The following is a 26,820-nucleotide window of genomic DNA, read 5'->3' on the forward strand; positions in this document are numbered from 1 at the left end:
CGCTGCAGGCCGTCGAGCGCTCCAGGCCGTCGAGCGCTGCAGGCCGTCGAGCGCTACAGGCCGAGGAACGGCACCACGAACAGCAGCAGCGTGACGACGGGGCCGATGACGACCATCGACAGTCCCCACGTCGCGAGGTGCTTGTAGAGGCGCGGGCGGTCGTCCTCGTGGCCGGAGGCGACGATCGTCGCGCCGGTCGTGCCGAACGGCGCGCAGTCGACGAGCGACGCCGAGATGGCGAGGGCGTAGATGAAGCCCGTCATCTCGAGGCCGCCGCCGGGCACGAGCAGCGGCACGGCGAGCGGGATGAGCGCGCCGATGATGCCGATCGTCGAGGCGAATGCCGACACGAGGGCGGCGATGACGCACATGACGAACGCGGCGACGAGCGGGATGCTCACCGAGCGGGCGACCTCGCCGAGCTGGTCGATGGCGCCGAGGCGCGTGAGCACGCCGACGTACGTGATGATGCCGCCGAGCAGCAGGATCGTGTTCCAGTCGATCTTGCCGAGCGCCTGCTTGCCGACCTTGGGGTCGACGAACGCGAGCGCGACGGCGAGCGTCAGCGCGACGGCGCCGAGGTTGAGGTCGATGTCGAGCATCGTGACGGCGGCGAAGCCGACGATGAGCACGGGGATCGCGACGAGCGTGAGCACGCCGTAGCGCGTGAGCACGGGAGCCTCGGTGTCGACGGCCGTCGTGACGGCGGTACGGCCGCCCGAGCCGAGCGGTGCGTCCTCGGCTGCTGCGAGCCTGGCGGCGCGACCGCGCGCGATGAGCTCGCGGCCGCCGAACATGAAGAACGCGACGGTCGACACGAGCACGTTGATGCCGATCGACAGCCCGAACATCAGCGCGGGGTTGTACGCGATGTCGGCCGTGCTCGCGACCGTCATGACCGTGATGCCGACGATGCTCGTCGGGGCGAGCGCGCCACCGACGATCGCCGACGACATGAAGATGCCCATCATCGTCGAGTGGATGCGGTGCTTGTGCGCGAGCGACATCGCGATCGGCACGATCGTGAAGGCGGCGTGCGACGTGCCGAGGCAGGCCACGAGCGTGCCGACGAGCAGCATGGCCCACGGGATGAGCGCGACGCGGTCGCCGATGAGGCGCACCGAGCGGTCGACGAGCCAGTCGACGGCGCCGACGGTGCGGGCGATGCCGAACAGGTACGTGATGCCGAGCAGGATGAGCAGCGCGTCGACGGGGAAGCCGCCGAGCACGTCGTCGAGGGGCTCGCCGACGACGAGCACGCCGACGAGCAGCGCGGCGACGAACGCGAGCGCGCCCATGTGCACGCCGCGGATCGCCGAGACGGCGAACACGGCGACGAGGACGACGAGGGCGATGACCTCGATCATGCGGTCGCCTCCGTCTGGTGCGCGGGGGTGGTGGGCAGGTGCATCGTCGTCGATCTCCTCGGCTGTGCGGTGCTGGTGGTGCGGATGGTGTGGATGCGGTGCGTCAGACGCCGAGCGCGAGGCCGGCGCGATACGCCTCGAGCGCGGCCTGCGGCACGTCGTCGAGATCGGCGAGCTGCACCAGCTCGCCTGCGGGGACGTCGCGCACGAGGCGCGCGCCCGAGAGCAGGTAGTACGGGGCGATCTCGCCCGCATCCGGGTCGACGATCACGGGCGCGACGCCGGCGATCTCGTGGTGGTGGCCCTCGACGCGGAACGTCGTGCCGGCCTCGAGCGCACCCGTGGAGCGCGCGGCCATGATCGTGTGCTGGCGCGGCTCGCGCAGCGTCGACGTGCCGTCGACGGCGGCGGCGAGCGACAGCGGCGTCTCGATGCCCATGTAGTGGTACGGCCAGTAGATGGCGGCGAAGTCGCCTGCGCGCGAGACGACGTGGCCCTTGCCGCGCAGGATCTCCCACGTGACGGGGTCGCCCGTGCGCACGATGGCGAAGACGCCGCCTGCGAACGATGCCTCGCCGGGCAGGCGCAGCATCGAGAACACGTCGATCGCGCCCGTGCGGCCGACGAGGCCGCCGGCTTCGCGCGTCGCGTAGACGTCGGCGAGCTCGTCGGGGCGCACGACGGGGTAGTGCATCGACTCGACGTCGGCGACGGCGCCCGTGTAGAGCGAGACGACGTTCATCTCGCACGCGTCGGCGGCGGCGGACCGCTTGAGGCTCGCGACCTGCGCCGCACGTGCGTCGAGGGTCGCGTGGAGATCGTCGCCGAGCAGCAGGTGGTCGGCGAGGCCCGGCGCGTCGATCGTCACGCCGTTCTGGTCGACGACGCCCGTCGCGGGGTCGAAGCGCAGGTCGTACTCGCTCGACTTGCCGAGCGCGACGATCTCGAAGCCGACGGCGAGCACCCAGTCGACGAGGCGCAGCAGGTCGGCGGGCTGGTCGCCGTCGCCGGGCAGGTAGCGCAGCCCCTTCGCACGGGCCTTGGCGGCGAGGGCGACGCCCGCGACCGACTCGATCTCCTTCGAGACCATGACGACGTGCGTGCCGTGCTCGAGGGCGGCGTCGGCGTAGCCGTGGCCGGCGTCGATGCGGCCGGTGGCCTCGACGAGCACGTCGATCGAGGCGAAGTCGATCGCGGCACCGTCGGCGAGCACGGCGATGCGGCCGGCGGCGACGGCCGCGGCGGTCTCGTCGCTCGTCGCGGGCGTCGCGACGGTCGCGGGGTCGACGCCGAGGTCGGCGAGCATGCGGCCGACGCCTGCGACGTCGGGGTCGATGAGCTGCACGGACTCCATGTCGGGCAGGCGTCGCAGCTGGTCGAGCAGCGTGCGGCCGTAGCCGCCGTTCGCACCCGTGAGGGCGACGCGGATGGGCGTGCTGCGCCGGGGCGCGGTGCTTCGGATCACCATCGTTCCTGATTCGTCGTCGAGCGTTCGCGTCGCCGCGGGAGGCGAGCGTCGCCAACCGTATCGCAGATTCACAACCTGTCAACAATCGTCACAGATCATCACGTAGAGTGGTCCTCGGTCATCGGCGATGCGTCGATGCCGCACCCGCCATCGACCGCAGGAGCCCCATGCACATCGGAGCCGTCGCCGACGACTTCACCGGCGCGACCGACCTCGCCACGACGCTGCAGGCGCGCGGGATGCGCGCCGCCGTCGTCGTCGAGGATCGCCCTGTCGACGCTGCCGACCTCGAGGGCGTCGACGCCGTCGTCGTCGCGCTCAAGTCGCGCACGGCACCCGTCGACGAGGCCGTCGCCGACTCCACCGCGGCGCTCGAGCGACTGCTGGGCTGGGGCGCCGAGCGCGTCTACGTGAAGTACTGCTCGACGTTCGACTCGACCGACCGCGGCAACATCGGCCCCGTGCTCGACGCCGTGCGCGACCGCCTCGGCGTCGACCGCACCATCGTGGTGCCGTCGTTCCCCGCGAACGGCCGCACCGTCGAGGGCGGCGTGCTGCGCGTGCACGGCGCGCTGCTCGAGGACTCCCCCATGCGGCACCACCCGCTCACGCCCATGACGCGGTCGCGCATCCGCGACCTGCTGCAGCCGCAGACGGCGACGCCGGTCGGCGAGATCGGCCTCGACGTCGTGCGCCAGGGCACCGTCGTGCTGCGCGACGCCATCGAGGCCGCCGACCCCGGCTACCTCGTGGTCGACGCCGTGACCGATGCCGACGTGCGCACGATCGCAGCCGCGACGAGCCACCTGCGCATGCTCTCGGGCGGCGCGGCGCTCGGCGCCGGCATCGACGCCGCCGGCGCGCACGGCACGGCGCCGCTGCAGACCTACGCGGGTGGCCGTCTCGTCGTCGCCGGCTCCGCCTCCGAGGCGACGCGCGGCCAGGTCGCCGCCGCAGCCGCCGCCGGCCACGCCATGCACAAGGTCGACGTGGATGCGGCGCTCGCCGATGCCGACGCCGAGGCCGAGCGCATCGCCGCATGGATGCGCGCGCTGCCCGCCGACGCCCTGCCGGTCGTCTACTCGGTCGGCGAGCTCGCCGACATCCGCTCCGACCCGTCCGGCGCATCCGCCGCCGCCGTCGAGCACGTGCTCGCGGGCCTCGTCGCCCGCGTCGTGCGCGCCGGCGACGTCGACCGCATCGTCGTCGCCGGCGGCGAGACGAGCGGCGCGGTCGTGCAGGCGCTCGAGGCCGGGCTGCTGCGCATCGGCCCGCAGCTCGCGCCCGGCGTGTGCTGGAGCGGCGTCACGACGCCCGACGGCCACGAGGTCGCCGTCGTGCTGAAGAGCGGCAACTTCGGACGCGAAGACCTGTTCTCGACCGCATGCGAGGCGCTGGCATGAGCGCGCTGCAGCAGCTGATCGACGCCGGCCGCACGCTCGTCGACGCCGGACTCTCCCCCGGCTCCTCCGGCAACCTGTCGGTGCGCGACGGCGACCGCATCCTCATGACCGGCACGGGCACGAGCCTCGGCGCGCTCGACGCGTCGTCGATGGCGACGCTCGACGCCTCGGGTGCGCACCTCGGCGGCGCGACGGCGTCGAAGGAGGTGCCGCTGCACCTCGCGACGTACGCGCGCGACGCGGCGTTCCAGGCGATCGTGCACGTGCACTCCCCCTACGCCGTCGCCGCCTCGTGCCTCGCGCCGTGGTCCGACGAGTCGGCCATCCCGCCGCTCACGCCGTACGTGCTCATGCGCGTCGGCCAGGTGCCGCTGCTGCCGTTCGCCGCCCCCGGCGACCCCGCCCTCGGCGCGCTCGTGACGGCGTGCCCGCATCCGTTCCGCGGCGCGCTGCTCGCGAACCACGGCGCCGTCGTGGCGGCCGAGGACCTGCCGACCGCCGTCGGCGCGGCGATCGAGCTCGAGGAGGCGTGCCGCATCGCCCTGCTCACCGCGGGCGCCGAGCGCACGCTCATCGCGCCCGAGCACGTGCGCGCGATCGCCGACCGCTGGGGCATGCCGTGGACGGGCTCGTACGGCGCCGCGTCGATCGACGCCGCGGTGCCCGCGCGCTCGTAGGCTGAGGCCAGGCGTGCGTCCGACGAAGGGTGGCCAGGTGACCGAGACCGCTCCGCTCATCCCCGAGCAGCGACGCGAGTCGATCGTGCAGCACCTGCAGCGTGAGCGCGTGCTGTCGTTCCGGCAGCTCACCGAGCTGCTGGGCGTGAGCCACATGACGGTGCGGCGCGACGTCGCCGTGCTCGAGGAGCAGGGCCTCGTCGCCGCGACGCCCGGTGGCGCGAAGCTCGCGCCGCGCCTGCTCGCCGAGCCGAGCCGCGCCGTGAAGGCGGGCGTCGACGTCGCGGCGAAGGATGCCGTGGCCGAGGTCGCCGCGTCGCTCGTACACGACACGATGACGATCTACCTCGACGCGGGCACGACGATGCAGGCGATGCGGCCGCACCTGCAGGACGTGCGCGACCTCACGGTCGTGACGAACGACCTCGTGACGGTCGAGGCCTTCCTCGATCACCCGTCGATCGACCTCATCTCGGTCGGCGGCCGCGTCGTGACCGCGAACCTGTCGACGATGGGCCGCCTCGCGCGGCTCGTGCTGCAGGAGCTGTCGATCGACGTCGCGTTCGTGTCGTCGTCGTCGTGGGACCTGCAGCACGGCGTCACGACGCCCGTCGAGGCGAAGGTCGAGGCGAAGCGCGCCGCCGTCGCGGTCGCCGAGCGCTCGGTGCTCGTCGCCGACGCGTCGAAGTACGGCCGCTTCGCGAAGTACCGCGCGCTGCGCCTCGACGAGCTCGACACGGTCGTGACGGATGCGTCGCTCGACGACGACGCGGCGGCCGCGTTGCGCGACGCGGGCGTCGAGCTGCGCGTCGCGGGCTGACGCAGCGCAGACCGCTCCGTGAGGTGCGAGCGCAGCGAGCCTCGAAGGGAGCCCACCGAGGACGCCAGCCTCTCGCGCATGCGCGAGACTGGACCCATGCCCGCATCCCGCCCGCAGCGTCAGCCCCGCGGCCGCGCCCGTGACGCGAAGCCGCAGTTCCAGCGCAACGCGCTCGCGCCCGGCATCCTCGGCGCCGTCGCCGCGTTCGTCGGTCCCGCGCTGCTCGGCCAGGGCATCCACGTCGTCGTGCTGTTCGCGATGGCGATCCTCGCGCTCATCGTCGCCGTGTTCGCCGGTCGCGCCGGGCAGTGGTGGTGGATCCCGTTCCTCGCGGCGATCGCCGTCGCGTGGAACCCGCTCTACCCGTTCCCGATGGAGGGGCCGTGGTGGATCGGCGCGCACGTCGCCGCAGGCTTCCTGTTCCTCACGGTCGGCGCGCTCGCGAAGGAGCGCGTCGAGGAGTGACGCGGAATCGCGTCGAGCCCGGCGCGGTTGCATCCGACATGGATGCCGTCGCCTCGCCTGCGCTCGGTGCGGGCGTGCGCCTGGAGCTCTTCTCGACGTCGTTCTGCGGCGCGTGCCGGCAGACGCGCGCGGTGCTCGACCGCGCCGCGTCCCTCGTGCCCGGCGCCGTCGTGGTGGAGCACGACCTCGCGCTCGAGCCCGAGCTCGGCGACGCGAACGTGATCACGCAGTCGCCTACGACGATCGTGCGCTCGGCGTCGGGTACCGAGGTGCTGCGCGCTGCGGGCGTGCCGACGGTGCCGCAGGTGCTCGCGGCGGCGGCGAGGGCGCTCGACGCCTGATCGGAGCCGCTGCGCACGAGTCGACACCTCACGTGTCCCCCGGTTCCTGCGCTCGTCACCGCATGCGCATCCCGCTCGGCGCGGCGAGATTGCGCCGCGACGTCGTGTCCCCCACGATGAACGGAAGGTGAGGCTGTCTCATCTGACTGCCTGCGTGCTCGCAGGATCCGACGGAGGACCCGTGACCGCTCCCCTGCCGCTCCGCATCCCCAAGCCGCTCGCCGCGGCCACCGCCGTGCTGCTCGCGCTCGCCGCGACGCTCGTCGCGCCGCTCGCGCCGGCACAGGCGGCCGCACCGACGGCGTCCACGATCACCCCGAGCAGCGGCGCGCTCGTCGGCGGCGAGACCGCGACCATCACCGGCGTGGGCTTCCTGCCCGGCATCACGAGCGTGACATTCGGCGGCACGACGACGCCGTCGGTCGTGCTGTCGGCGACCCAGCTCATCCTGCCGGTCCCTGCCGGCGCCGTCGCCGGACCGGTCGACGTCGTCGTGTCCAACGCCCCCGGCGAGTCGGCAGCCCCGCTCACGTACACATACGCCGCCCCGACGCTCGTCGCCGCCGACACCGTCGCCGGAGCACCCTCGGCCCTGACCGGGACCGGATGGCGTGGGAACAGTGCCGTGACGGTCCAGCTGGTCGACGTCGCCAACATCCCCGTGCCCGGCGCGAGCGTGGCCCTCACGACGACCGGCCTCGGCGCCCTCCCGACCGGCGCGGCGCTGCCCGTGCCCGCAGGGACCCCGATCGGGAACTACACCGCGGTCGCGACCGATCCAGCCGGCAACGCCGCGAGCGATGCGCTCTTCGTCGGCTTCCCGGTGCCCGGCGCTCCCGTCATCACCGCGGTCACGCCCGGCACGTCCCCGCTCGCCGGCAGCCCCATGGCGACCATCACGGGCACCAATCTCACGCCGCTCCTCTTCGTGTCGGTGAACGGACTGCCGGCGACGACCGTGGTGCAGACGCCGACCGCGGTCTCGATCGTCGTCCCGGCTGGTACGGCGCCCGGCCCCGTGCCCGTGCAGATCTTCGGCCTCTTCGGCCTGTCGAACACGGTCTTCCTCACCTACGCCGCACCGACGGCGAGCGCATCCGGACCCGCGACCCCGGGCGGCTCGACGCTCGTGTCGACGAGCGGCTGGAACGCGCTGGTGCCGCTCACCGCGCAGCTGCGGACGCCGAGCGCGCAGCACGTCGAGGCACCGATCTCCGTCGTCACCAACAGTGCCGGCGCCACCGACATCGTCGTGCCGGTGCCTGCGAGCGCCGCACCCGGCACCTGGTCGGTGCTGCTCTCCAACGGATCGTTCACCGCGACGGCATCGTTCGAGGTCGCTGCCGCCGTGCCGACGTCCACGGCCCTGTCGCCGTCCAGCGGACCGGTCGCAGGCGGCCAGACGCTGACGGTGACCGGCACCGGCTTCGCGCCCGGCATCACGAGCGTCACGATCGACGGGTTCGTCGTCGCGGCCACGGTCCTGTCGTCCACGGCCCTCATCGTCACGACGCCCGCGCACACCGCAGGCCCCGTGCCCGTCGTCGTGCAGAACCCCGGCGGCGCCTCCACGCCGCTCACGTACACGTACGCACCGGCGCCGACGGCTTCGTCGCTGACCCCGGATGCGGGGCCGATCGTCGGCGGCGCGACCGTGCAGGTCACCGGCACGGGCTTCACTCCGGGCGCGAGCGTCATGGTCGGCGGCGTCCCCGTCGTCGCGGTCGTCGGCTCGTCGACGAGCCTCTCGTTCACGGCGCCGCCCATGGCGCCCGGCCCGGTGAGCGTCGTCGTCACCACCCCCGGCGGCACGTCGGCGCCGCTCGTCTACCGCGTCCTGCCGTCGCCGCTCATGGCGGCGCTCTCGCCGAGCGTGGGCTCGACGGCCGGCGGCGACGTCGTGACCGTCACGGGCTCCGGCTTCGACGCGGGCACGACGCAGGTGACGGTCGATGGCACCACCGTGCCCGCGACCGTGCTGTCGCCGACGAGCCTCACGTTCGTCACGCCCGCGCACGCCGCTGGATCCGTGCCGGTGGTGCTGAGCACGGCCGGCGGCCAGGCGCCGCTCGGCCTCGGCTTCGGCTACTTCGACGCTCCGACGATCTCGAGCCTGTCTCCGGATGCCGGCACGACCGGCTCGGCGGACGTCACGATCAGCGGCTCCGGATTCACGCCAGATGCCGTCGTCACGATCGACGGCCTCCCCATCGCCGACGTGACGGTCGAGTCGACCGAGACGATCGCGGCGACGCTGCCTGCGCACGCGGCAGCCGACGTGTCGATCGTCGTGACGACGCCGATCGGCTCGAGCGAGCCCGTGACGTACCGCTACCTCGCGGCGCCGACCGTCGCATCGGTCGAGCCCGGCGTCGTCAGCACGACCGGAGGGGTCGTCGCGCTGGTCGGCACCGACTTCCAGCAGGTCGGCACGATCGTGACGGTCGACGGTTCGACGCTGCCGGCCGAGCTGTCGCTCGTGCTCGGACCGGGCCTCATGCTCGTGGCGATGCCTCCGCATGCGGAGGGAGCAGTGCCGGTCACGGTGACGACGCCGGGCGGCACGAGCGCGCCGGTCACGGTCACCTACGTCGCGCTGCCGACGCTCGCATCCCTCGCCCCCGCCTCGGGTCCGCTCACCGGCGGCACGACGGTGGTGGCGACGGGCACGGGATTCGTCGACGGCGCGACCGAGGTGCACGTCGACGGGGCCATCGTGCCCGCGACGATCGTGTCGGCGACCGAGGCGACGTTCGTGACGCCCGTCGGCACTTCCGTCGGCGACGTCGACGTCGTGGTGACGACGGCCGGGCAGCCCACGGCGCCGGTCGCGTTCTCGTACGACGCCCCGACGCTCACGGCATCGGCGAGCGACGGCGCCGCGCCCTACGCGGTCGCCGGCTCGGGCTGGCGCCCGAACGACGTCGTGACGGTGTCCGTGCTCGACGCCGACGGCTTCGCGATCGCCTCGACGGCGACGCCCGTCACCACGACCGCCGACGGCGCGTTCCCCTCGGACGCGACGGCAGCGATCTCGAGCGTGCTCGCGACCGGCGTGCACGGCCTCGTCGCGGTCGACGCGAACGGCAACGCTGCGACGTCGAGCGTCGAGCTCGTGCGCCCCACGCTCACGATGTCGTCGCCCGTCGTGCGCTCCGGCGCCGGCGCGACGCCCGTGACGATCACGACCGAGGGTTGGGAGCCGTTCGTGGGCGTGTCGGTCGAGGTGCACTCCGACCCCATCCCGCTCGGCACGTTCGAGCCGGATGCGACGGGAGCGTTCGCGCTGACGCTGCCGACCGACCTGCCCGTCGGCTCGCACTCGGTCGTGCTGACGCAGGTGCGCTCGGACGGCGTCGTCGTGACCCGCTCGTTCCCGATCGAGGTCGAGGCCGTGCCGGTCGACGCCCCGACGCCGACGACGCCCGCACCCTCGGCGGCACCGCCCTCGGCAGCGCCGACCGCGAACGCCCCCGCATCCGGCTCGGCTCCCGCAGCGGGCGCACTCCCGCGCACCGGCGCCGACGCGTCGGGCCTCGGTGGCCTCGCGATCGTCGCGGCGATGCTCGTCGCGGCCGGTGCGCTCATGGTGCGCCGCCGGGTGACGTCGCACCGCTGAGCCCGCGCATGCGAGAAGCCCCGGAGCCGTGAGGTTCCGGGGCTTCTGCGTGTGAGGTGTTCGGTCGGGCTGACAGGATTTGAACCTGCGACCCCTTGACCCCCAGTCAAGTGCGCTACCAAGCTGCGCCACAGCCCGTGGCATCCGATCTCGCGATCGGGCCTTGGAGAGTCTAGCCGCAGATTCGGGTCTCGGCTGACCAGATCGAGGTCAGTCTGCGAATCGGTCGCGGATGCCGGCGAGCAGACCCGGCCACGCGGCCGCGAACCCGGGGTGCAGGTCGAGCGCATCCACCTCGGCGACGGGCACCCAGCGCAGCGCATCCGACTCCGCGTCGCCGATCACGGGCTCGAAGCGGCGCGTCGCGCGGGCGACGACGGTCGTGTACGACCAGACGTCGAGGTCGAGCACGTGCTCGAACAGCACCTCGAGTGCGTCGCGTGGCACCGACGCCTCCTCGGCCGCCTCGCGCAGCGCGCCTTCGAGGGCGTCCTCGTCGAAGTGCCGCGCGCCGCCGGGCAGTCCCCACGTGCCGCCGTGGTGGCCCCACGCGGCACGCAGCTGCAGCAGCACGGCATCCTCGTCGGGCAGCCACACGAGCAGCCCTGCGGCACCCGCGAGGCCCCAGAAGCGGCGCCCGTCTGGCAGCTCGACCCACGCATCCGCCGGATCGCGGTTCGCCGGATCGCGCAGGTGCGCGGGCGGCAGCGGTCGGTCGGTCACCCTCCGACGCTATCGCCCGGCGCGTGCGCGGTGACCTCCCGCGTCGATTGGCCAACTTCTGCGACGCGCGCCCGTCGATTGGCGCCAATGAGCGCCAATCGACGGGGTCGCGTCGCAGAACGCGACCACTCGATCGCAGAAGTTGGCCAATCACCGCAGAAGATGGCCAATCGACGCAGCGAGGGCCTCAGCGACGCGTCGCCGACTGCACGAAGGCCGCGAGGTCGGCCGCCTGCTGCACGCGCGACGGCTCGTGCACGTACATCATGTGCCCGGCCTCGTAGTAGCGGCGCTCGAGGTTCTCGCGCAGCGCCTCGGGGATCTGCAGGTGCGCCAGGTCGTCCTCGGCGCACCCGAACGGCGTCGCCCCGTCGTAGTAGCCGAACGCCACGTGCACCTTGAGGTGCGGGTTCTGCCGCATCGCCCGCGACAGGCGGTCGAGCACCGTCACCGACGTGTTCTCGAACTCCTTGTACGACCACTCCTGGATGACGCCCGGCCCGAACACGTGGAACGGGGATGCATCCTCGACGCCCAGCTCGGCGCGGAGGTAGTGCTGGTACGCCGCCGAGTACGGGCCGAGGATGGCGTCGATCGACGGATCCGCATCCTGGTGCTCGGCGATCCCCGACGCGGCGTAGCCCGTGAAGCGCGAGTCGATGCGACCCACGGTGAAACCCTCGTCGCGGCGCAGCTCGCCGAAGTACCGCCAGTGCTCGAGGCGCAGGTCGGCGCGCGAGACGTAGTCCTCCGAGACGCCCGTCAGGCGCGCGAGCGTCGCGACCGCCTCCGCCCGCTCCTCCGCCGACAGCCGCGCACCGCGCGCGAGCACGTACGGGTAGTCCCGCTCGGCGTAGCCTGAAGCCTCCGCGACGACCTCCTGCAGCGTGCGGCCGGGGTGCTTGCCGTGGAAGTGCGCCGTCGCCGCGTAGAACGACAGGAACCGCGGGTAGGCGGCGTCGTTGCCGGGCTTGAAGTCGTGCACGGCGAAGTTCAGCACCGCCGAGATGAGCATGAGCCCGTTGAGGTACATGCCCGAGCCCTGCAGATGCTCGGCGAGCGCCGACGCCCGAGTCGTGCCGTACGACTCCCCCGCGAGCAGCTTCGGCGACAGCCACCGACCCTCGGCCGTGACCCACTGGCGGATGATCTCGCCCACCGACTCGACGTCGGCGGTGAAGCCGTGGAAGTCCTTCGCGGAGCCGCCGTCGACGACGCGCGAGTGGCCGGTCGAGACGGGGTCGATGAGCACGAGGTCGGAGACGGCGAGGATCGTCTCGGGATTGTCGGCGATGCCGTACGGCGGCGCGTGCAGGTCGCCGGCGTCGCCCATGATCACGCGCCGCGGGCCGAGCACGCCCATGTGCAGCCACACGCTCGCCGAGCCGGGCCCGCCGTTGAACGCGAAGGTCACGGGCCGGGTCAGCGGGTCGGCGCCGTCGAGCGTGTACGCGGTGATGCCGACCTGCGCCTTCGCGACGCGGCCCTTGCGCGTGCCGTCCTCGACCTCGTCGGCGTACAGCACGACGCGGCCGGCCTTCGCCGTGTAGGCGAGCTCGCCGTGCGGCGTCGAGAGCGTGTGCTGCGTCGTCACGAGCTCGTCGACGACCTTCGGCGGCGCAGGCGCGTCGGGCGCGGATGCGGTGGTGGCGGATGCGGTCTCGGGCTTCGGGGCGTCGTCGCTCATCCCCGGCAACGCTACTCCCAGCGGCTCGGCATAGCGTTGGCCGCATGCGCGCCTCCCGCCTCCCCGCCCTCGTCGCCGCCGCAGCGCTCGCGCTCGGCCTCAGCGCCTGCGTGCAGTTCCCGACGGCGCCCGCACCCGGGCAGACGCAGGGTGCCGACGGAGGCCAGGGCGGCTCGGGCGGCGGTGCCGGCCCGACGATCGGCCCGAACGGCGAGGTGTCCGACGCGCTCGCCGAGGAGCTCTACCTCACCTACTTCTGCCAGCGGAACGCGCGCATCGCCGACTTCAACGCCGCGCTCGATGCCGGCGACGTCGACGAGCTCGAGCGCGTCGGCCGCGAGACGCTCGACATCGTGCAGGCGGCGCACGGCGCGTTCGCGAACCCCGACCTCGTGTGGCCGGCGGACCTGCAGGGCCCCGTCGACGCGTTCGTCGAGGGCCTCGCGCTCGAGCAGATCCCGCTGCAGGCAGCGATCGACGCCGAGACCGAGGCCGACCTGGCCGATGTCGACTTCACCCCGTCGCTCGACGCGTTCGGCGATGCAGGCAACGAGTACCGCGCGGCGCTGGGGCTGCCATCGGATCCGCTCGTCGCCTGCGGGCTCTGAGCGTCGCGGCGCTCAGGCCGCAGAGGGGTGCGCGGCGGCGAGATCGTCGAGCGTCCACCGACGGATGGGCTGCGGCGTCGCCGCCGCGAGCATCCACCACGCGTCGTCGGCCCCGTCGAGGGATGTGACCCACGAGCCGGCTGCGTCGCGCACCTCGGTCGTCGCGACGGGTCGCCACGCGCCGGGGTCGAGCATCCCGGCGCCCGACGGCCACGCGCCCGGCGTCTCGACCGCCGAGATGCGCAGCCGTGCCGGCGCGGCCCGCAGGCCGAGGCCGACGGACTTCAGCACGGCCTCCTTCTGCGCCCATGCACGGATGCGCTGCGAGACGCCGTCGGCGCCATCGGGCATCGACCCGCGCTCGTCGGGGTGCAGCGCGTACGCGTCGAAGCCCGTCCAGAGCTCCTCGGGCACGACCTCCACGTCGACCCCGACGCGCGCGTCGGCGTCGCCGACCGCGACGAGCACGTGCGTCCCCGACGTCGACGACGAGACCGAGAGCCCGTCGACGCGCGGCTGTCCGTGCTGCTCGCCGCACTGCGTGCACGTGCGATCGATCGCGAGCGCCGCCGCATCGCTCGTCGGCACGCCGACGCGAGCGGCGAGGAGCATCCGCAGCGCCGCGCGTCCGGCGAGCGTGCGCCGCGAGTCCTCGGCGCGCAGCCTCGCGCCCGCGGCCACCCGGTCGCGATCCGACACGAGCCGCTCCGCGCCGAGGCCCGACCCGGGCACGGCGTGCCCGAGCCGGTCGGCGAGCGCGTGCACGTCGTCGACGGAGGCCGCCAGGACGTCGATCACCGCTTGCTGATCCTGCGGTACTGGGTCACGGCGATCGGCGCGAAGATCGCGATGATCGCGACGCAGCAGAGGAACGCGTAGAGCAGCGCGTTGTCGGCGGGCCAGCCGCCCGCCGTCGCGAAGCCTGCGGGCGCCTCGTTGCCGAAGCCCTGGCGCACTGCCGTCGCGACGGCCGTGACGGGGTTCCACTCCGCGATGACGCGGAGCGGGCCCGGCAGCATGTCCGCCGAGACGAACGCGCCCGAGATGAAGCACACGGGGAACAGCCACAGCAGGCCGAGGCTCTGCGCCACCTCCACGCTGCGCGCGGTCATGGCGATGAACGCGCCGATCCACGAGATCGCGAACGCGTAGAGCAGCAGGAGGAGGAACACGACGACGATCTGCAGCACGTTCGCCTCGAGCCGCCAGCCGATCGCGAAGCCGCAGGCGACGATGACGAGGATCGAGATGACGCTCGTCACGAGGTCGGAGGTCGTCCGCCCCAGGATCACGCCGACGCGCGACATCGGCAGCGCTCGGAAGCGGTCGATCAGGCCCGTCTGCAGGTCCTTCGCGAGGTACACGGCCGTGAACGACGAGTTGAACGTGAGCGTCTGGGCCAGGATGCCGCCGATGAGGAACTGGCGGTAGTCGTCACCGCCGAGCGCCCCGCCGAAGACGAAGGCGAGGATGAGCACGAAGATGATGGGCTGCGCGACGCCCGTGACGAGCGCGCCCGGGGTGCGGCGCACGCCGAGGATGTTGCGACGAGCGACGATGCCGCCGTCGCGGATGGCGCCTGCGATGCTCATGCGGGGACCCCCTCGGATGCTGCGACCCGGTCGGCGGGCGGATCGCTCTCGTCGGCGGGCTCCTCGGTCGCGGGCTGGCCCGTGATGCGCAGGAACACCTCGTCGAGCGTCGGCTGGCGCAGCGCGGCCTCGGAGACCGCGATGCCGGCGCGCTCGAGCGCGTGCAGCACGGCGACGAGGCCGTCGCTGCCGTCGGCGGCAGCGCCGGTGAGTCGGCGAGCGCGCTCGTCGAGGTCGGCGTGATGGCCGGTCGAGCGCACGGCCGCGAGCGCTGCGGCGGCGTCGGCACCCGGAGCGAGCACGACGTCGATGCGCGCGCCGCCCGCCTGCGCCTTCAGCTGGGTCGCGGTGCCCTCGGCGATGATGCGTCCGGCGTCGATCACGGCGATGGAGTCGGCGAGCTGGTCGGCCTCCTCGAGGTACTGCGTCGTGAGCAGCACGGTCGTGCCGCCCGATGCGAGCGACTCGATCGCATCCCACGTGTCGCGTCGGCCGCGCGGGTCGAGACCCGTCGTCGGCTCGTCGAGGATCACGACCGGCGGGCGCGCCACGATGGCACCTGCCAGGTCGAGCCGGCGCCGCATGCCGCCGGAGTACTGGCCGGCGCGACGCGTGTCGCCGACGTCGTCGAGGCGGAAGTCGCGCAGCAGCTCGCGCGCCCGCGCCTTCGCCTCACGGCGTCGCATGCCGTAGAGCTCGCCGACCATGGTCAGGTTCTCGAAGCCCGTGAGCTTCTCGTCGACGGCCGCGTACTGCCCCGAGACGCCGAGGCGACGGCGCACCTCGTGGCCCTCGGTGATGGCGGAGTGCCCGGCGACGATCGCCTCACCCTCGTCGGGGTCGAGCAGCGTCGTCAGCACGCGCACCGTCGTCGTCTTGCCCGCGCCGTTCGGCCCGAGCAGTCCTTGCACGGCGCCCTCGGGCACCTCGAGCTCCACGCCGTCGAGCGCCTGATGGTCGCCGAATCGCTTGCGGATGCCCTGGATGGAGATCACGAGGCGACGCGGTCGCTCTCGACGCGCTCGCGCTCGGGGACGGGCGTCACGTCGACCCAGTGCTGCGAGACGTAGGCGAGGCTCTCGTCCTTCGACGCGGGGCCGAAGACGGCGACCCATCCCTTGGGCACGTCCGCGAACTCGGGCCACAGCGAGTGCTGGTTGGCCTCGTTCACGAGCACCCGGAAGGTGCCGTCCTGGTCGTCGAAGGGGTTCGTCATCGTCTGCTCCACTCAGTCTCGAAGTCGCTCTGGTCTCGTCATGGAGTGCTTCGGGACCGCGCGGGAGATGGTTCGAAGTCGAATCCGTCTCAGCGTTGCGGGCGTGTCGCGACCGGCGCGACACGCCCGCGACGCTCAGTCCCGACGCCCGGCCCGATCGAGCAGGTCGTCGAGCACGGGGCCGAGGTCGTCGAGCGCGCGGTCCGACAGCATGTCCTGATGCCGCACGCCCACGAGGCTCGAGGTGACCTCGCCCGCCGCGAACGGCGCCCACGCCTCCGGCTCGGGACGGTCGGCCGGCACCTGCTCGGTGGCGGCGAACACGTGCATCGACCCGTCGAACGTCGGCACGTCGGCGGCGTCGAGCAGCTCGCCGAGTCGCAGGAAGCGGCGCACCATGCGCTCGACGGCCTCGGCAGGCACGTCGGCGAGCGGGCTGCCCGCCTCCTCGAGCAGCGCGAGCACGCGATGCACGTCGAGGTCGCCCTCCGGCGGCACGACGCCGTTCGCGTCGAGGAAGCCGCGCCACATGTCGTCGGGATGCGCGACGCCGTCGAGCGCCGATCCCTCGGTCGGGTAGGCGTCGAGCACGGCGAGCAGCGCCACCTCGTCGCCCTCGGCCTGCAGCCGCGCGGCGATGTGCTGCGCGAGGCGACCGCCGAACGAGAAGCCCGTCAGGTGGTACGGGCCGTGCGGCTGCTCGGCCCTGATCGCCGCGACGTAGGCGTCCAGCAGCTCGTCGAACGACTCGGCGGTCGGCGGCTCGGCCTCGTCGGGCGCGATGCCGGGCATCTGCACGCCGAGGATGGGGCGCGTCGTGCGCAGTCGGGACACGTAGGAGGTGAACTTCCACGCGACGCCGCTGGCGGGATGCACGGCGAACACCGGCTCGCCCTCGCCCTCGCGCCGCAGCGGCAGGATCGTGCGGAGGCTCTCCGCGACGTCCGCACCACCGGAGGCGACGAGCGCCGCGAGCCCTGCCACGGTCGGCGCCTGGAACAGCGCCTGCACGGGCAGGCTCGCGCCGAGCGCCGCGTTGACGGCCTGGATGGTCGGCTGGGCGACGAACGAGTGGCCGCCGAGCGCGAAGAACGAGTCGTCGGCGCGCACGTCGTCGACGCCGAGCGCGTCGGCGAAGGCCGCGGCGACCGCGACCTCCGCGTCGCCCTCGGGCGCACGACCGTCGCCGCCGCCCGTGCGCAGCTCGGGCAGCGCGCGCGCGTCGACCTTGCCGTTGGGCGTGCGGGGCACGGCGTCGATCGCCGCGACGCCCACGGGCACCATGTAGTCGGGCACGCGACCGCGCACGCGGTCGACGAGCCCGCGGGCGAGCGCGCTGCCGTCCTCGCCAGCGTCGGCGACGATCCACGCGCCGAGCGCGGCGCCGCGCGCCGTGTCGATCGCACGCACGACGGCCTCGGCGACGCCGTCGACGCCGCGCAGCAGCGCCTCGACCTCGCCGGGCTCCACGCGGTGGCCGCGGATCTTCACCTGGCCGTCGCTGCGGCCCAGCGAGACGACGCTCGGCCGCTCCCCCGCATCCGCGTCGCGCACGACGACGAGGTCGCCCGTGCGGTACATGCGGCTGCCGTCGGCTGCGAACGGGTCGGCGACGAAGCGGTCGGCCGTCGTGTCGGGCCGGCCGGCGTAGCCGTGCGCCAGCTGCGCCCCGGCGAGCCAGAGCTCGCCGACGCTGCCGACCGGGGCGGGCCGCAGCCTGCCGTCGAGCACGTAGCCCACGACGTCGACCGTGGTCGCGCCGAGCTCGGGCCGCTCGACGTCGGCGACGCGCGCGACCATCGAGTCGACGCCGACCTCGGTGGGGCCGTAGAGGTTCCACGCGTCGACGGCCGTGCGCTCGCGCAGCCACGTCCACAGCCCGGCGTCGAGCGCCTCGCCGCCGAGCAGCATCGTGAACGGCTCGGATGCGTCACGTCGGTCGAGCACGTCGGCCAGGCGCGTCTGCGCCGCGAGCGCCGCGACGTAGCTCGGCGTGGTCTCCCACGCGCCGATGCCGCGCTCGTCGAGCAGGGTCGTGAGGGCCTGCGGGTCGCGGCGCGTGGCGTCGTCGACGACGTGCACCTCGTGGCCGGCGGCGAGCCAGACCACGGGGTCCATCGCGGCGTCGAAGCCGACGCCCGTCGTGTGGGCGAGGCGCACGCGACGCTCGTCGGCGTCGGGCAGCAGCGTCGCACGGTGACTGGCGAGCAGGCTCGCGAGCGCGCGGTGCGGCACCTGCACGGCCTTCGGCTCGCCCGTCGTGCCCGACGTGAAGATGAGGTAGGCAGGGGCATCCAGCGCGACGTCGACGCGGTCGACGGGCTCCGCCGATGCGAGGTCGTCGACGAGCACGACGCGATCGCTCGCGAGGTCGGCATCGGCGGCCGCGGCAGCCGACGCCTCGTCGGCCCCAGCGTGCACGAGCAGGCGCGCCCGGGCCGTGCGCAGCATCGAGACGACGCGCTCCTGCGGCAGCTCGGCGTCGATCGGCGAGACCACGGCACCCGCGTGCCACACGGCGAGCAGCGCCGCGATCGTGTCGGCGGAGCGGGGCAGTCGCAGCGCCACGACGTCGCCCGGCACGACGCCCGCGGCGACGAGGCCGCCGGCGATGCGCGCGACGCGATCGCCGAGGGCGGCGCCGTCGAGCCTCGCGTCGGGGGCGACGATCGCCGCCGCCGACGGTCGGGCGGCGAGCGACGCGGCGAGCGCATCGAGCAGCCCCGGCCGCGCGTCGTCGGTCGTCGGCCACGCGGCGAGCGTGCCCGCGCTCGGCTCGACCACGGCATCCCGCAGCCGCTCGCGCGGTGCCTCGGCTGCCGCCGCGAGGAACGCGATCCACCGGTCGACGAGGCCGCGCGCGGCGCGGTCGCTGAACATCGCGGCGTCGTGCTCGAGCACGCCCTCGACGTCGCCGGAGGGCTGGGGGCGCAGCGTGAACGACAGGTCGACCTTGGCTGCACCCGTCGTCTCGGGCTCGATGGGCGTCGTCGCGACGCCCGGCAGCTCGAGCGCGACGCCCGAGGGCTCCTCGACCGACAGCATGGTCTGGAACAGCGGATGCCTGCCGAGCCGGCGCTCGGGCGCCATGGCCTCGACGATGCGCTCGAACGGCACCGACTCGTGCTCGATCGCGTGCAGCGTCGCCGCGCGGGCGCGCTCGATCGCGTCGACGAGCGTCGGTGCATCGGTGAGGTCGATGCGCAGCGGCAGCGTGTTGACGAAGAAGCCGACGAGCTCGGCGACGTCGGGATCCGTGCGGCCGGCCGAGGGCGAGCCGATCACGACGTCGTCGCCGGCGCCGATGCGATGCAGGTAGCCCGCGAGGCCCGCGAGCCACGCGTGGAACCCGCTCGCCTGCGCCTGACCGGCCGCCGACTGCACGGCCGTCGCGACGTCGGCGGGGATCGTGAAGCGCACCTGACGCGCGGCACGCGCCGCCGTCTCGGGGCGGCGTCCGTCCGCAGGCAGCTCGAGCTCGTCGGGGATGCCGGCGAGCCGATCCGTCCACGCGGCGAGCGAGGCGTCGTGGCGTGCGCCGTCGCCGTCCTCGAGCGCGCGCTGCATGCGCGCGAAGTCCGCGTACTGCACGGCGAGCGGACGCTGCACGCGCGCCGTGCCGCCCGCGCGCGCGGCGTAGGCGGTCGCCACGTCGCGGGCGAGCGGCGCGAGCGAGGCGCCGTCGGTCGCGATGTGGTGGATCACGAGGTCGATGCGCCACTGGCGCTCCCCCGTCTCGACGAGGGCGGCGCGCACGGGCTGGTCGACCGCGAGGTCGAAGCCGGCCGACGTGTCCACGGCCTCCGTGCCCAGCACGCCCGTGCGGGGTGCGTGGATGCGCTGCACGGGCCGACCGTCGACCTCCGGGTACGTGGTGCGCAGCACCTCGTGGCGTGCGACGAGGTCGTCGATCGCCTGGCCGAGGGCCTCGACGTCGAGGTCGCCCTCGAACGACGCCTGCAGCACGACGGAGTACTCGGCCGACGACACGTCGAGGCGGTTCAGGAACCACAGGCGCGCCTGGTTCGGCGAGAGCGGCAGCGACTCGCCCTCGACGCGCGGATGCTCGGCAGCCCACGCGCGCAGGGCCGGGGCGGCCTCGGCGCGACCACCGGCATCCGCCGCCACCGCGCCCGAGCCGATCGCCGCGAGCAGGCCCGCGGGCGTCGGCGCGTCGAAGACCGTGCGCAGCGGCAGGGTGGCGCCCAGCTCGTCGCGGATGCGGCCCATGAGCGACACGGCGAGCAGCGAGTGACCGCCGAGCGCGAAGAAGTCGTCGTCGAGCCCGACGTCGTGCACGCCGAGCACGTCGCCGACGATGCGGCACATCGTGCGCTCGTCGTCGGTCTCGGGCTCGCGCGATCCGCCCGTGGCCGACGGCTCGGGCAGCGCAGCCACGTCGACCTTGCCGTTGGGCGTCAGCGGGATCTCGTCGACGACGGCGATTGCCGTCGGCACCATGTAGTCGGGCAGCTCGGCGGCGGCGGTGCGCCGTGCCGCATCGGCGTCGACGTCACCGGCCACCCACGCGACGAGGCGCGCGGACTCGGCATCGCCGACCACGCGGGCGACGGCGGCGCGCACGCCGGGCGTGCGCTCGAGCGCGCTCGACACGTCGCCGACCTCGATGCGATAGCCGCGCAGCTTCACCTGATCGTCGTCGCGGCGCAGGAACTCGAGCTCGCCCGTGACGCGGCGGCGCACGACGTCGCCCGTGCGGTACATGCGCGTGCCGTCGCCGTGCGGGTCGGCGACGAAGCGACCGGCCGTCTCGGCCGTGCGGCCGCGATAGCCGTGCGCGAGCGTCGCGCCCGAGAGGTACAGCTCGCCCTCGACGCCGGGCGGCACGGGCTGCAGGAAGCGGTCGAGCACGCGTGCCGTGACGGTCGCGACGGGTGCGCCGATGTGCACGGCGCCCGGCTCGATGCGCGCGACGACGGCGTCGACGGTCGACTCGCTCGGCCCGTAGAGGTTCCAGCCGTCGATCGCGTCGGATGCGGCGAGCCGGTCCCAGAGCGCCTGCGGCACGGCCTCGCCGCCGACGGCGACCGTGAGCGGGGCCGCGCGGTCGGCGATCGCGTCGAGCAGGCCGACCGCGACGAGCTGCTGCGCGTACGACGGCGTCGTCTCGAGCACGTCGATGCCGTGGTCGGCGATCGCACGCACGACGGCCTCGGCGTCGGTGCGCGTCGCGTCGTCGGCGACCTCGAGCGTCGTGCCGGCGACGAGCCACAGGATCGGGTCCCACGCGGCGTCGAAGCCGAGCCCCGAGAGGTGCAGCATGCGCGGCGCGCCGTCGACGCGGGCGCGCACGGTGCCGATCATGGCCTCGTCGTGCTGCGCGAGCACGGTCGCGAGCGCCGAGTGCGCCACCTGCACGCCCTTCGGCGCACCGGTGGTGCCCGAGGTGTAGACGAGGTACGCGGCGTCGTCGGGGGCGGGTGCGTCGGGCACGCTCGCGTCGGCGCCCGCCGCATCCACGTCGGCGACGGCGACGACGCGCGGAGCGTCGGCGAGGTCGACGTCGGCGACGACGCGCGCGGCGCGCTCGCCGTCGGCCGTCACCACGACGGTCGGCTCGGCGCCGACGAGGATCTGCCCGATGCGCGCATCGGGGTAGGCGACGTCGACGGGCACGGCGACGGCACCGGCGCGGAGCGCGCCGAGCACGAGCGCGATGGCGTCCGACGAGCGCGGCAACGCGATCGCGACGCGATCGCCGCGAGCGACGCCGAGGGCGGCGAGGCCGGCTGCGAGACGGTCGATGCGCGCGCCGAGCTCGGCGAACGTCGTCGTGCCGTCGGCGTCGACGAGCGCGTCGGCGTCGGGCTGCGCATCCACGGTCGTGGCGAGCCGGTCGAGCACGGTGCCGGAGACCTCGAGCGCGCGACCCGTCGCCTGCTCGTCGAGCACGCGCACCGTGGCGGCGTCGACCGAGGGGATGTCGGACACGCGGCGGTGCGGCGCATCCACGAACCCTGCGAGCACGCGGTCGAGCGCGTCGCGCATGCGCTCCGCCGTCGCCTCGTCGAACAGCGCGCGGTCGAACCCGAGGGTCGCGACGAGCGGGCCGTCGTCGCCCTCCGGCGTCGCGACGTCGATGAGCAGGTCGGCCTTGACGCCCGCGCTCGTGACCTGGCCGGGCACCGTCACGGTGACGTCGCCGAGGTCGAGGGATGCGGGCTCGGTCGACTGCAGCGTGAGCAGCACCTGGAAGAGCGGGGGCCGGTCGGCGACGCGCGGCGGACGCAGGGCGTCGACGACGGCGTCGAAGGGCACGTCCTGGTGCGCGTACGCCTCGGTGTTGCTCGTGCGCACGCGCTCGAGCAGCTCCTCGAGCGTCGGATCGCCCGCGAGCGAGGTGCGCAGCACCACGGTGTTCACGAAGAAGCCGACGAGGTCGTCGAGCTGCGGGTCCGTGCGGCCGGCGACGGGCGTGCCGACCACGACGTCCTCGCCGGCGCCCTGCTGCTCGAGCATGGCGGCGACGGCGGCGTGCAGCACGATGAAGAGGCTCGTGCGGTGGTCGCCCGCGAGCTCGCGCACCGCAGCGTGCCGGGCGGCGTCGAGCGTGAGCGCGACCTCGCCGACGCCGCGCTGCGCGGGATCGGCCGGGTCGGCGGCGCCGCGTGCGCGGTCGCGCGGCAGCGCGATCTCGTCGGGCGCGCCGTCGAGCACGCCGCGCCAGTGCGCGAGCTGCGTCGACAGCTCGCTGTCGGGATCGTCGGCCGAGCCGAGGTGCTCGCGCTGCCACAGCGCGAAGTCCGCGTAGTCGACGGCGAGCGGCGCCCAGCCGGGCTCCTCCCCCGCCGCGCGGGCGGCGTACGCGGTGCCGAGGTCGCGCGCGAACGGCGCGAGCGACCAGCCGTCGGAGGCGATGTGGTGCATCGTCGCCACGAGCACGTGGCGCTCGGGCGCGACGCGCAGCAGCACGGCGCGCAGCGGCGTCTCGGCCGTGACGTCGAACGGACGCATCGCCTCCTGGCGCACGACGGCCTCCACGCGCTCCTCGGGCACGTCGATCGCCAGGAACGGCGGCTCGCCGTCGACGCCCGAGAGGATGCGCTGCACGGGCTCGCCGCCGACGAGGGGCGTCACGGTGCGCAGCGGCTCGTGCCGCTCGGCGACGTCGACGAACGCGGCGCGCAGCGCGGGCACGTCGAGCGGGCCGTCGAGGTGCAGCACGACGGGGATGGAGTACGCGGCCGAGTCGGGCTCGAGCCGGTTGAGGAACCACAGGCGGCGCTGCGCGAGCGACACCGGCAGCGGGTCGGGACGCGTCGCGCGCGACAGGCGCGACGGGCGGTCGTCGACGCCGGCGTCGCCGGCGCGCTCGGCGAGCGCCGCGACGGTGGGCCGCTCGAAGACGTCGCGCACCGTGATCTGCCGCTCGAGACGCTCCGAGAGCGTCGACGCGAGCCGCGTGGCGAGCAGCGAGTGCCCGCCGGCCGCGAAGAAGTCCTCGTCGATGCCCACGGCATCCACCTCGAGGGTCTCGGCGAACGCCTCGGCGACGATGCGCTGCACCGTCGTCTGCGGCTGCTGGGCAGGGTCGGCGCTCGAGCGCTCGGGCGTCGGCAGGGCGCGGCGGTCGAGCTTGCCGTTGGGGGTCATCGGCAGGTCGCTGAGCGCCATGATCGTCGACGGCACCATGTAGTCGGGCACGCCGCGACGCATCGCCTCGCGCACGGCGGCGCCGAGGCCGTCGAGGTCGCCGTCGGCGGTGACGTAGCCGACGATGCGCGCCGTGGCGCCGTCGCCGTGCACGACGGCGGCGGCGCGCGTCACGCGGTCCTGGCGACGCATCGCGGCCTCGACCTCGTCGAGCTCGACGCGGTAGCCGCGGATCTTCACCTGGTCGTCGATGCGACCGACGAAGCGGAGGGAGCCGTCGCGGCGACGACGCACGACGTCGCCCGTGCGGTACATGCGCGAGCCGTCGTCGGCGAACGGGTCGGCGACGAAGCGCTCGGCGCTGAGGTCGGGGCGGCCGACGTAGCCGCGGGCCACGTTGGCGCCTGCGAGGTAGAGCTCGCCGACGGCGCGGTCGGGCACGGGCGTGAGGCTCGCGTCGAGGATGTAGTGGCGCGCGTTGCGCACCGACGTGCCGATGTGCGGCTGCACCCCCGGCTCGATCACGGCGATGAGGCTGTCGACGGTCGTCTCGGTCGGTCCGTAGAGGTTGACGGCGTGGATGTCGTCGCGCTGCGCGAGCGCATCCCACAGCGCGGGCCCGACGGCCTCGCCGCCGAGCGCGATCTCGGTGGGGTGGCGGTCGGCGTCGAGCATGCCGGCGGCGATGAGCGCCTCGGCGAACGACGGCGTCGTCTCGATGGCGTCGATGCGACGGTCGGCGAGCAGCTGCACGAGTCGCTGCGGGTCGCGCCGGGCGTCGTCGTCGATGACGTGCAGCTCGTGGCCCGCGAAGAGCCAGAGCAGCGGATCCCAGGCGGCGTCGAACGACAGGCCTGCGGTGTGGGCGACGCGCACGGGGCGCCCGAGCCGCTCGGCTGCCGGCTCGAACATCTCGGCACGGTGCTGCTGGAACAGGTTGCGCAGCGCGATCCGGTCGACGCCCACGCCCTTCGGGCGCCCCGTGCTGCCGGAGGTGAACACCACGTAGGCGAGATCGTCGTCGGCAGCGGTCGGCAGGGCCGTCGCATCCGGCGTGCCACGACGCCAGCTGGCGGTGTCGGCGTCGACGGCGAGGGTCGGCACCGCCCAGTCCGCTCCCGCGGCGCGGTCGCGCTCGAGCTGACCCGTGCTCGTGAGCAGCAGCACGGGGTCGGCGTCCTCGACCATCCCCGCGACGCGGTCGATGGGGTACTCGGGGTCGAGCGGCACGTAGGCGCCGCCCGCGCGCAGCACGGCGAGCACGAGCATCGGCAGCAGCGCGCTGCGCTCGATGCGCACCGCGACGCGCGCACCGGGGCCGACGCCCTGGGAGACGAGGTGGTGCGCGAGGCGCGTGGCGTCGGCGTCGAGCATCGAGAACGTGACCATGCCGTCCTCGGCGACGACCGCGGGCTCGTGCGGACGCTGCGCCGCGATCGCGGCGAAGGCCTCGAGCACCGTCTCGGGCGCGATCGCGACCCGACGGCCCGCACCCTGCTCGAGCAGGCTCGACGCCTCGTCGACGCCGAGGATCGTCGCATCCGTGACGACGAGCGCGTGGTCGTCGAGCGCGTCGCCGACGAGCGCGAGCAGTCGCTCGGCATGCTCGAGCAGGCTCTCGCGCGTGTGCAGGTCGGCGTCGCCCTCGAGCTGCAGCGTCGCGTCGGCCGCGTCGCTCTCGAGGCCCGAGAGCACGATCGACAGGTCGTGCACCGGCCCGGTCGACAGGATGCGCACCTCGCCGGTCGCCGCGCCGAAGCGCAGCGCGTCGATGACGGGCAGCAGGTTCACGGAGGGGCCTGCGAACGTCGGTGCACCCGACACGCGCTCGACGCGGAACCGCTGGTGCCGCACGGCGCCGCGCACGACGTCGCCGGCCTCGGCGACGACCTCGCCGACCGTCGCGGCCGGATCGACGTCGACGCGCAGCGGCAGGATGCTCGACAGCATCGACGGCGTGGTCTTCGCCACGGAGCCGCGGCGAGCCGTGACCGGCAGGCCCAGGGAGACGCGCGCCTCCCCCGTCACCTTCGCCATGTAGACCGCGATGACGCCGACGATCGTCTTCGGCAGGTCGCGGCCGAGCCCGGCGAGGCGCTCGACGAGCGCCTCGTCGAGCGGCACCGACACGCGCTCGACGCGCGAGGCGACGCCGTCCGCCGAGCCCTCGAGCCCCTCGACGACGGCCTCGTCGGCGAGCACCTCGGTCCAGTAGGCCTCGTCGGCGTCGCGCTGCTCGGACGCCTCGTAGGCGTCGATCGAGGCGTGCAGCTCGGCGAGCGACGGCAGCGGCGAGGGGATGCGCGCGGCGACGCGCGCGACGATGCCGTCGACGAGGTCGAGGGCCCGTCCGCCGGGCGTGAAGCGCGCGAGGCTCGTGTAGACGCCCGCGAGGTAGCGCAGGGCGACGACGGCGCCGTAGCCGTCGAGCAGGATGTGGTGCACGCGCTGGAAGAACAGCGAGCGGTCGCCGCCGAGGCGGAAGAGGATGGCGCCGAAGAGCTCGTCGCCCGTGAGGTCGCGCGGCGTGGCCATCTCGACGTCCATGCGCTCGCGCGCCTGCGCGAACGCAGCGTCGGCGTCGATGCCGCGCAGATCGACGACCTCGAGCAGGTCGTCGGTCGCCGCGGGCGGCGCCGCGACGGCGTACGGGCCGTCGCCGTCGTCGCGCAGCCGCAGGTGCACGGCGTCGAGGTCGGCGACGATCTTCGTCACCGCGACGCGCATGAGCGCAGGCTCGATGCGGCCGCGCAGGTCGAGGTACTGCCCGATCTGGTACGTCGGGTTCGCCTCGTCGAGCTGCTGCGCGTACCAGATGCCGCGCTGCGCCGCGGTGAGCGGGATGCGCGCATCGGCGCTCGGGGTGTCGGTCGATCGGTCGTTCGTGGGCGTCGTGCTCGTCACGGATGGCGCTCCTGAAAGACGTCAGCCCCGCGCAGCGCGCGGGGCTGACGTGGTCCTGTATCGGTCGGTCGAGGCGCGATGCCTACTGGAACTGGCCGATCTGCAGGAAGTTCAGGATGCCGCCGACGTCGACGAGCGGGCCCTGCACGAGCGGTCCCTCGATGAGCGCCGCCTGCGGCATCGGGGTGGTGGTGGTCGAGTGCATGCCCACGGAGTACGACGCGTCCGAGGCCATGGCAGCGGGTCCGCCGATGGCGACGCCACCGATGGCCAGCGCAGCCGTCATGGCTGCGGCGCTCATGGTCCGAGTGGTCTT

At 74.0% G+C, this 26,820-nt stretch carries 17 protein-coding genes and 1 tRNA gene; 7 read left to right on the forward strand and 11 right to left on the reverse strand.

Annotated elements, in window-relative coordinates; genetic code table 11:
- Positions 1-53 precede the first annotated feature (53 nt).
- Both BLQ67_RS01825 and BLQ67_RS01830 read right to left on the reverse strand, forming a co-directional pair.
- Positions 54-1,367 (reverse strand): SLC13 family permease, encoded by a 1,314-nt coding sequence (locus tag BLQ67_RS01825; RefSeq protein WP_092501922.1) that lies wholly within the window; start codon positions 1,365-1,367, stop codon positions 54-56.
- Between the two features lie 103 nt (positions 1,368-1,470).
- A complete protein-coding gene (locus BLQ67_RS01830; RefSeq protein ID WP_092501924.1) occupies positions 1,471-2,835 on the reverse strand; it encodes a homoserine dehydrogenase in 1,365 nt (454 codons plus the stop codon).
- 167 nt (positions 2,836-3,002) lie between these two features.
- On the opposite strand from BLQ67_RS01830, the gene otnK reads away from it, so the two are divergent.
- The 6 genes from otnK to BLQ67_RS01860 all read left to right on the forward strand — a co-directional run bounded on the left by otnK (position 3,003) and on the right by BLQ67_RS01860 (position 10,160).
- Complete coding sequence (otnK, locus tag BLQ67_RS01835; RefSeq protein ID WP_092506724.1) at positions 3,003-4,238, forward strand: 3-oxo-tetronate kinase; 1,236 nt, start codon at positions 3,003-3,005, stop codon at positions 4,236-4,238.
- Positions 4,235-4,915, forward strand: a complete 681-nt coding sequence (locus BLQ67_RS01840) for a class II aldolase/adducin family protein (RefSeq protein ID WP_092501926.1) — start codon at positions 4,235-4,237, stop codon at positions 4,913-4,915. The genes otnK and BLQ67_RS01840 overlap by 4 nt, the downstream gene beginning before the upstream one ends.
- Positions 4,916-4,952: 37 nt before the next feature.
- Complete coding sequence (locus tag BLQ67_RS01845; protein WP_092506725.1) at positions 4,953-5,735, forward strand: DeoR/GlpR family DNA-binding transcription regulator; 783 nt, start codon at positions 4,953-4,955, stop codon at positions 5,733-5,735.
- A 96-nt stretch (positions 5,736-5,831) separates the two neighbouring features.
- Positions 5,832-6,200 (forward strand): DUF6804 family protein, encoded by a 369-nt coding sequence (locus BLQ67_RS01850; protein WP_092501928.1) that lies wholly within the window; start codon positions 5,832-5,834, stop codon positions 6,198-6,200.
- Positions 6,201-6,238: 38 nt separating this feature from the next.
- Positions 6,239-6,541: a glutaredoxin family protein gene (locus BLQ67_RS01855; RefSeq protein ID WP_092501930.1), complete on the forward strand. Its 303-nt coding sequence runs from the start codon at positions 6,239-6,241 to the stop codon at positions 6,539-6,541.
- A 181-nt stretch (positions 6,542-6,722) separates the two neighbouring features.
- Positions 6,723-10,160: an IPT/TIG domain-containing protein gene (locus BLQ67_RS01860; protein WP_157674626.1), complete on the forward strand. Its 3,438-nt coding sequence runs from the start codon at positions 6,723-6,725 to the stop codon at positions 10,158-10,160.
- 64 nt (positions 10,161-10,224) lie between these two features.
- Here the strand turns inward: BLQ67_RS01860 and BLQ67_RS01865 are convergent.
- From BLQ67_RS01865 to BLQ67_RS01875, 3 genes are all read right to left on the reverse strand, one after another.
- Positions 10,225-10,298: transfer RNA gene (locus BLQ67_RS01865), tRNA-Pro, on the reverse strand.
- 72 nt (positions 10,299-10,370) lie between these two features.
- Positions 10,371-10,883, reverse strand: coding sequence for an NUDIX domain-containing protein (locus tag BLQ67_RS01870; RefSeq protein ID WP_231945128.1), 513 nt, complete (start codon positions 10,881-10,883; stop codon positions 10,371-10,373).
- A 187-nt stretch (positions 10,884-11,070) separates the two neighbouring features.
- Positions 11,071-12,570, reverse strand: coding sequence for a S10 family peptidase (locus BLQ67_RS01875; RefSeq protein ID WP_092501934.1), 1,500 nt, complete (start codon positions 12,568-12,570; stop codon positions 11,071-11,073).
- A 44-nt stretch (positions 12,571-12,614) separates the two neighbouring features.
- Between BLQ67_RS01875 and BLQ67_RS01880 the strand changes: the two genes are divergently transcribed.
- Positions 12,615-13,178 (forward strand): hypothetical protein, encoded by a 564-nt coding sequence (locus tag BLQ67_RS01880; RefSeq protein WP_092501936.1) that lies wholly within the window; start codon positions 12,615-12,617, stop codon positions 13,176-13,178.
- A gap of 12 nt (positions 13,179-13,190) precedes the next feature.
- Here BLQ67_RS01880 and BLQ67_RS01885 read toward each other — a convergent pair whose 3' ends face one another.
- The 6 genes from BLQ67_RS01885 to BLQ67_RS01910 form a co-directional block, all read right to left on the reverse strand.
- Entirely contained in the window at positions 13,191-13,976 is a 786-nt protein-coding gene (locus BLQ67_RS01885) for a 4'-phosphopantetheinyl transferase family protein (protein ID WP_092501938.1), read from the reverse strand.
- A complete protein-coding gene (locus BLQ67_RS01890; RefSeq protein WP_092501940.1) occupies positions 13,973-14,770 on the reverse strand; it encodes an ABC transporter permease in 798 nt (265 codons plus the stop codon). The genes BLQ67_RS01885 and BLQ67_RS01890 overlap by 4 nt, the downstream gene beginning before the upstream one ends.
- Complete coding sequence (locus BLQ67_RS01895) at positions 14,767-15,765, reverse strand: ATP-binding cassette domain-containing protein (protein WP_092501942.1); 999 nt, start codon at positions 15,763-15,765, stop codon at positions 14,767-14,769. The genes BLQ67_RS01890 and BLQ67_RS01895 overlap by 4 nt, the downstream gene beginning before the upstream one ends.
- Positions 15,762-15,986, reverse strand: a complete 225-nt coding sequence (locus BLQ67_RS01900) for an MbtH family protein (RefSeq protein ID WP_092506727.1) — start codon at positions 15,984-15,986, stop codon at positions 15,762-15,764. Before BLQ67_RS01900 ends, BLQ67_RS01895 begins: the two co-directional genes overlap by 4 nt.
- 135 nt (positions 15,987-16,121) lie before the next feature.
- Entirely contained in the window at positions 16,122-26,504 is a 10,383-nt protein-coding gene (locus BLQ67_RS01905) for a non-ribosomal peptide synthetase (RefSeq protein ID WP_092501944.1), read from the reverse strand.
- Positions 26,505-26,586: 82 nt separating this feature from the next.
- Positions 26,587-26,805, reverse strand: a complete 219-nt coding sequence (locus tag BLQ67_RS01910) for a hypothetical protein (protein ID WP_157674627.1) — start codon at positions 26,803-26,805, stop codon at positions 26,587-26,589.
- Positions 26,806-26,820 lie beyond the last annotated feature (15 nt).

The sequence above is a fragment of the Agrococcus jejuensis genome (assembly GCF_900099705.1).
Lineage (GTDB): Bacteria > Actinomycetota > Actinomycetes > Actinomycetales > Microbacteriaceae > Agrococcus > Agrococcus jejuensis.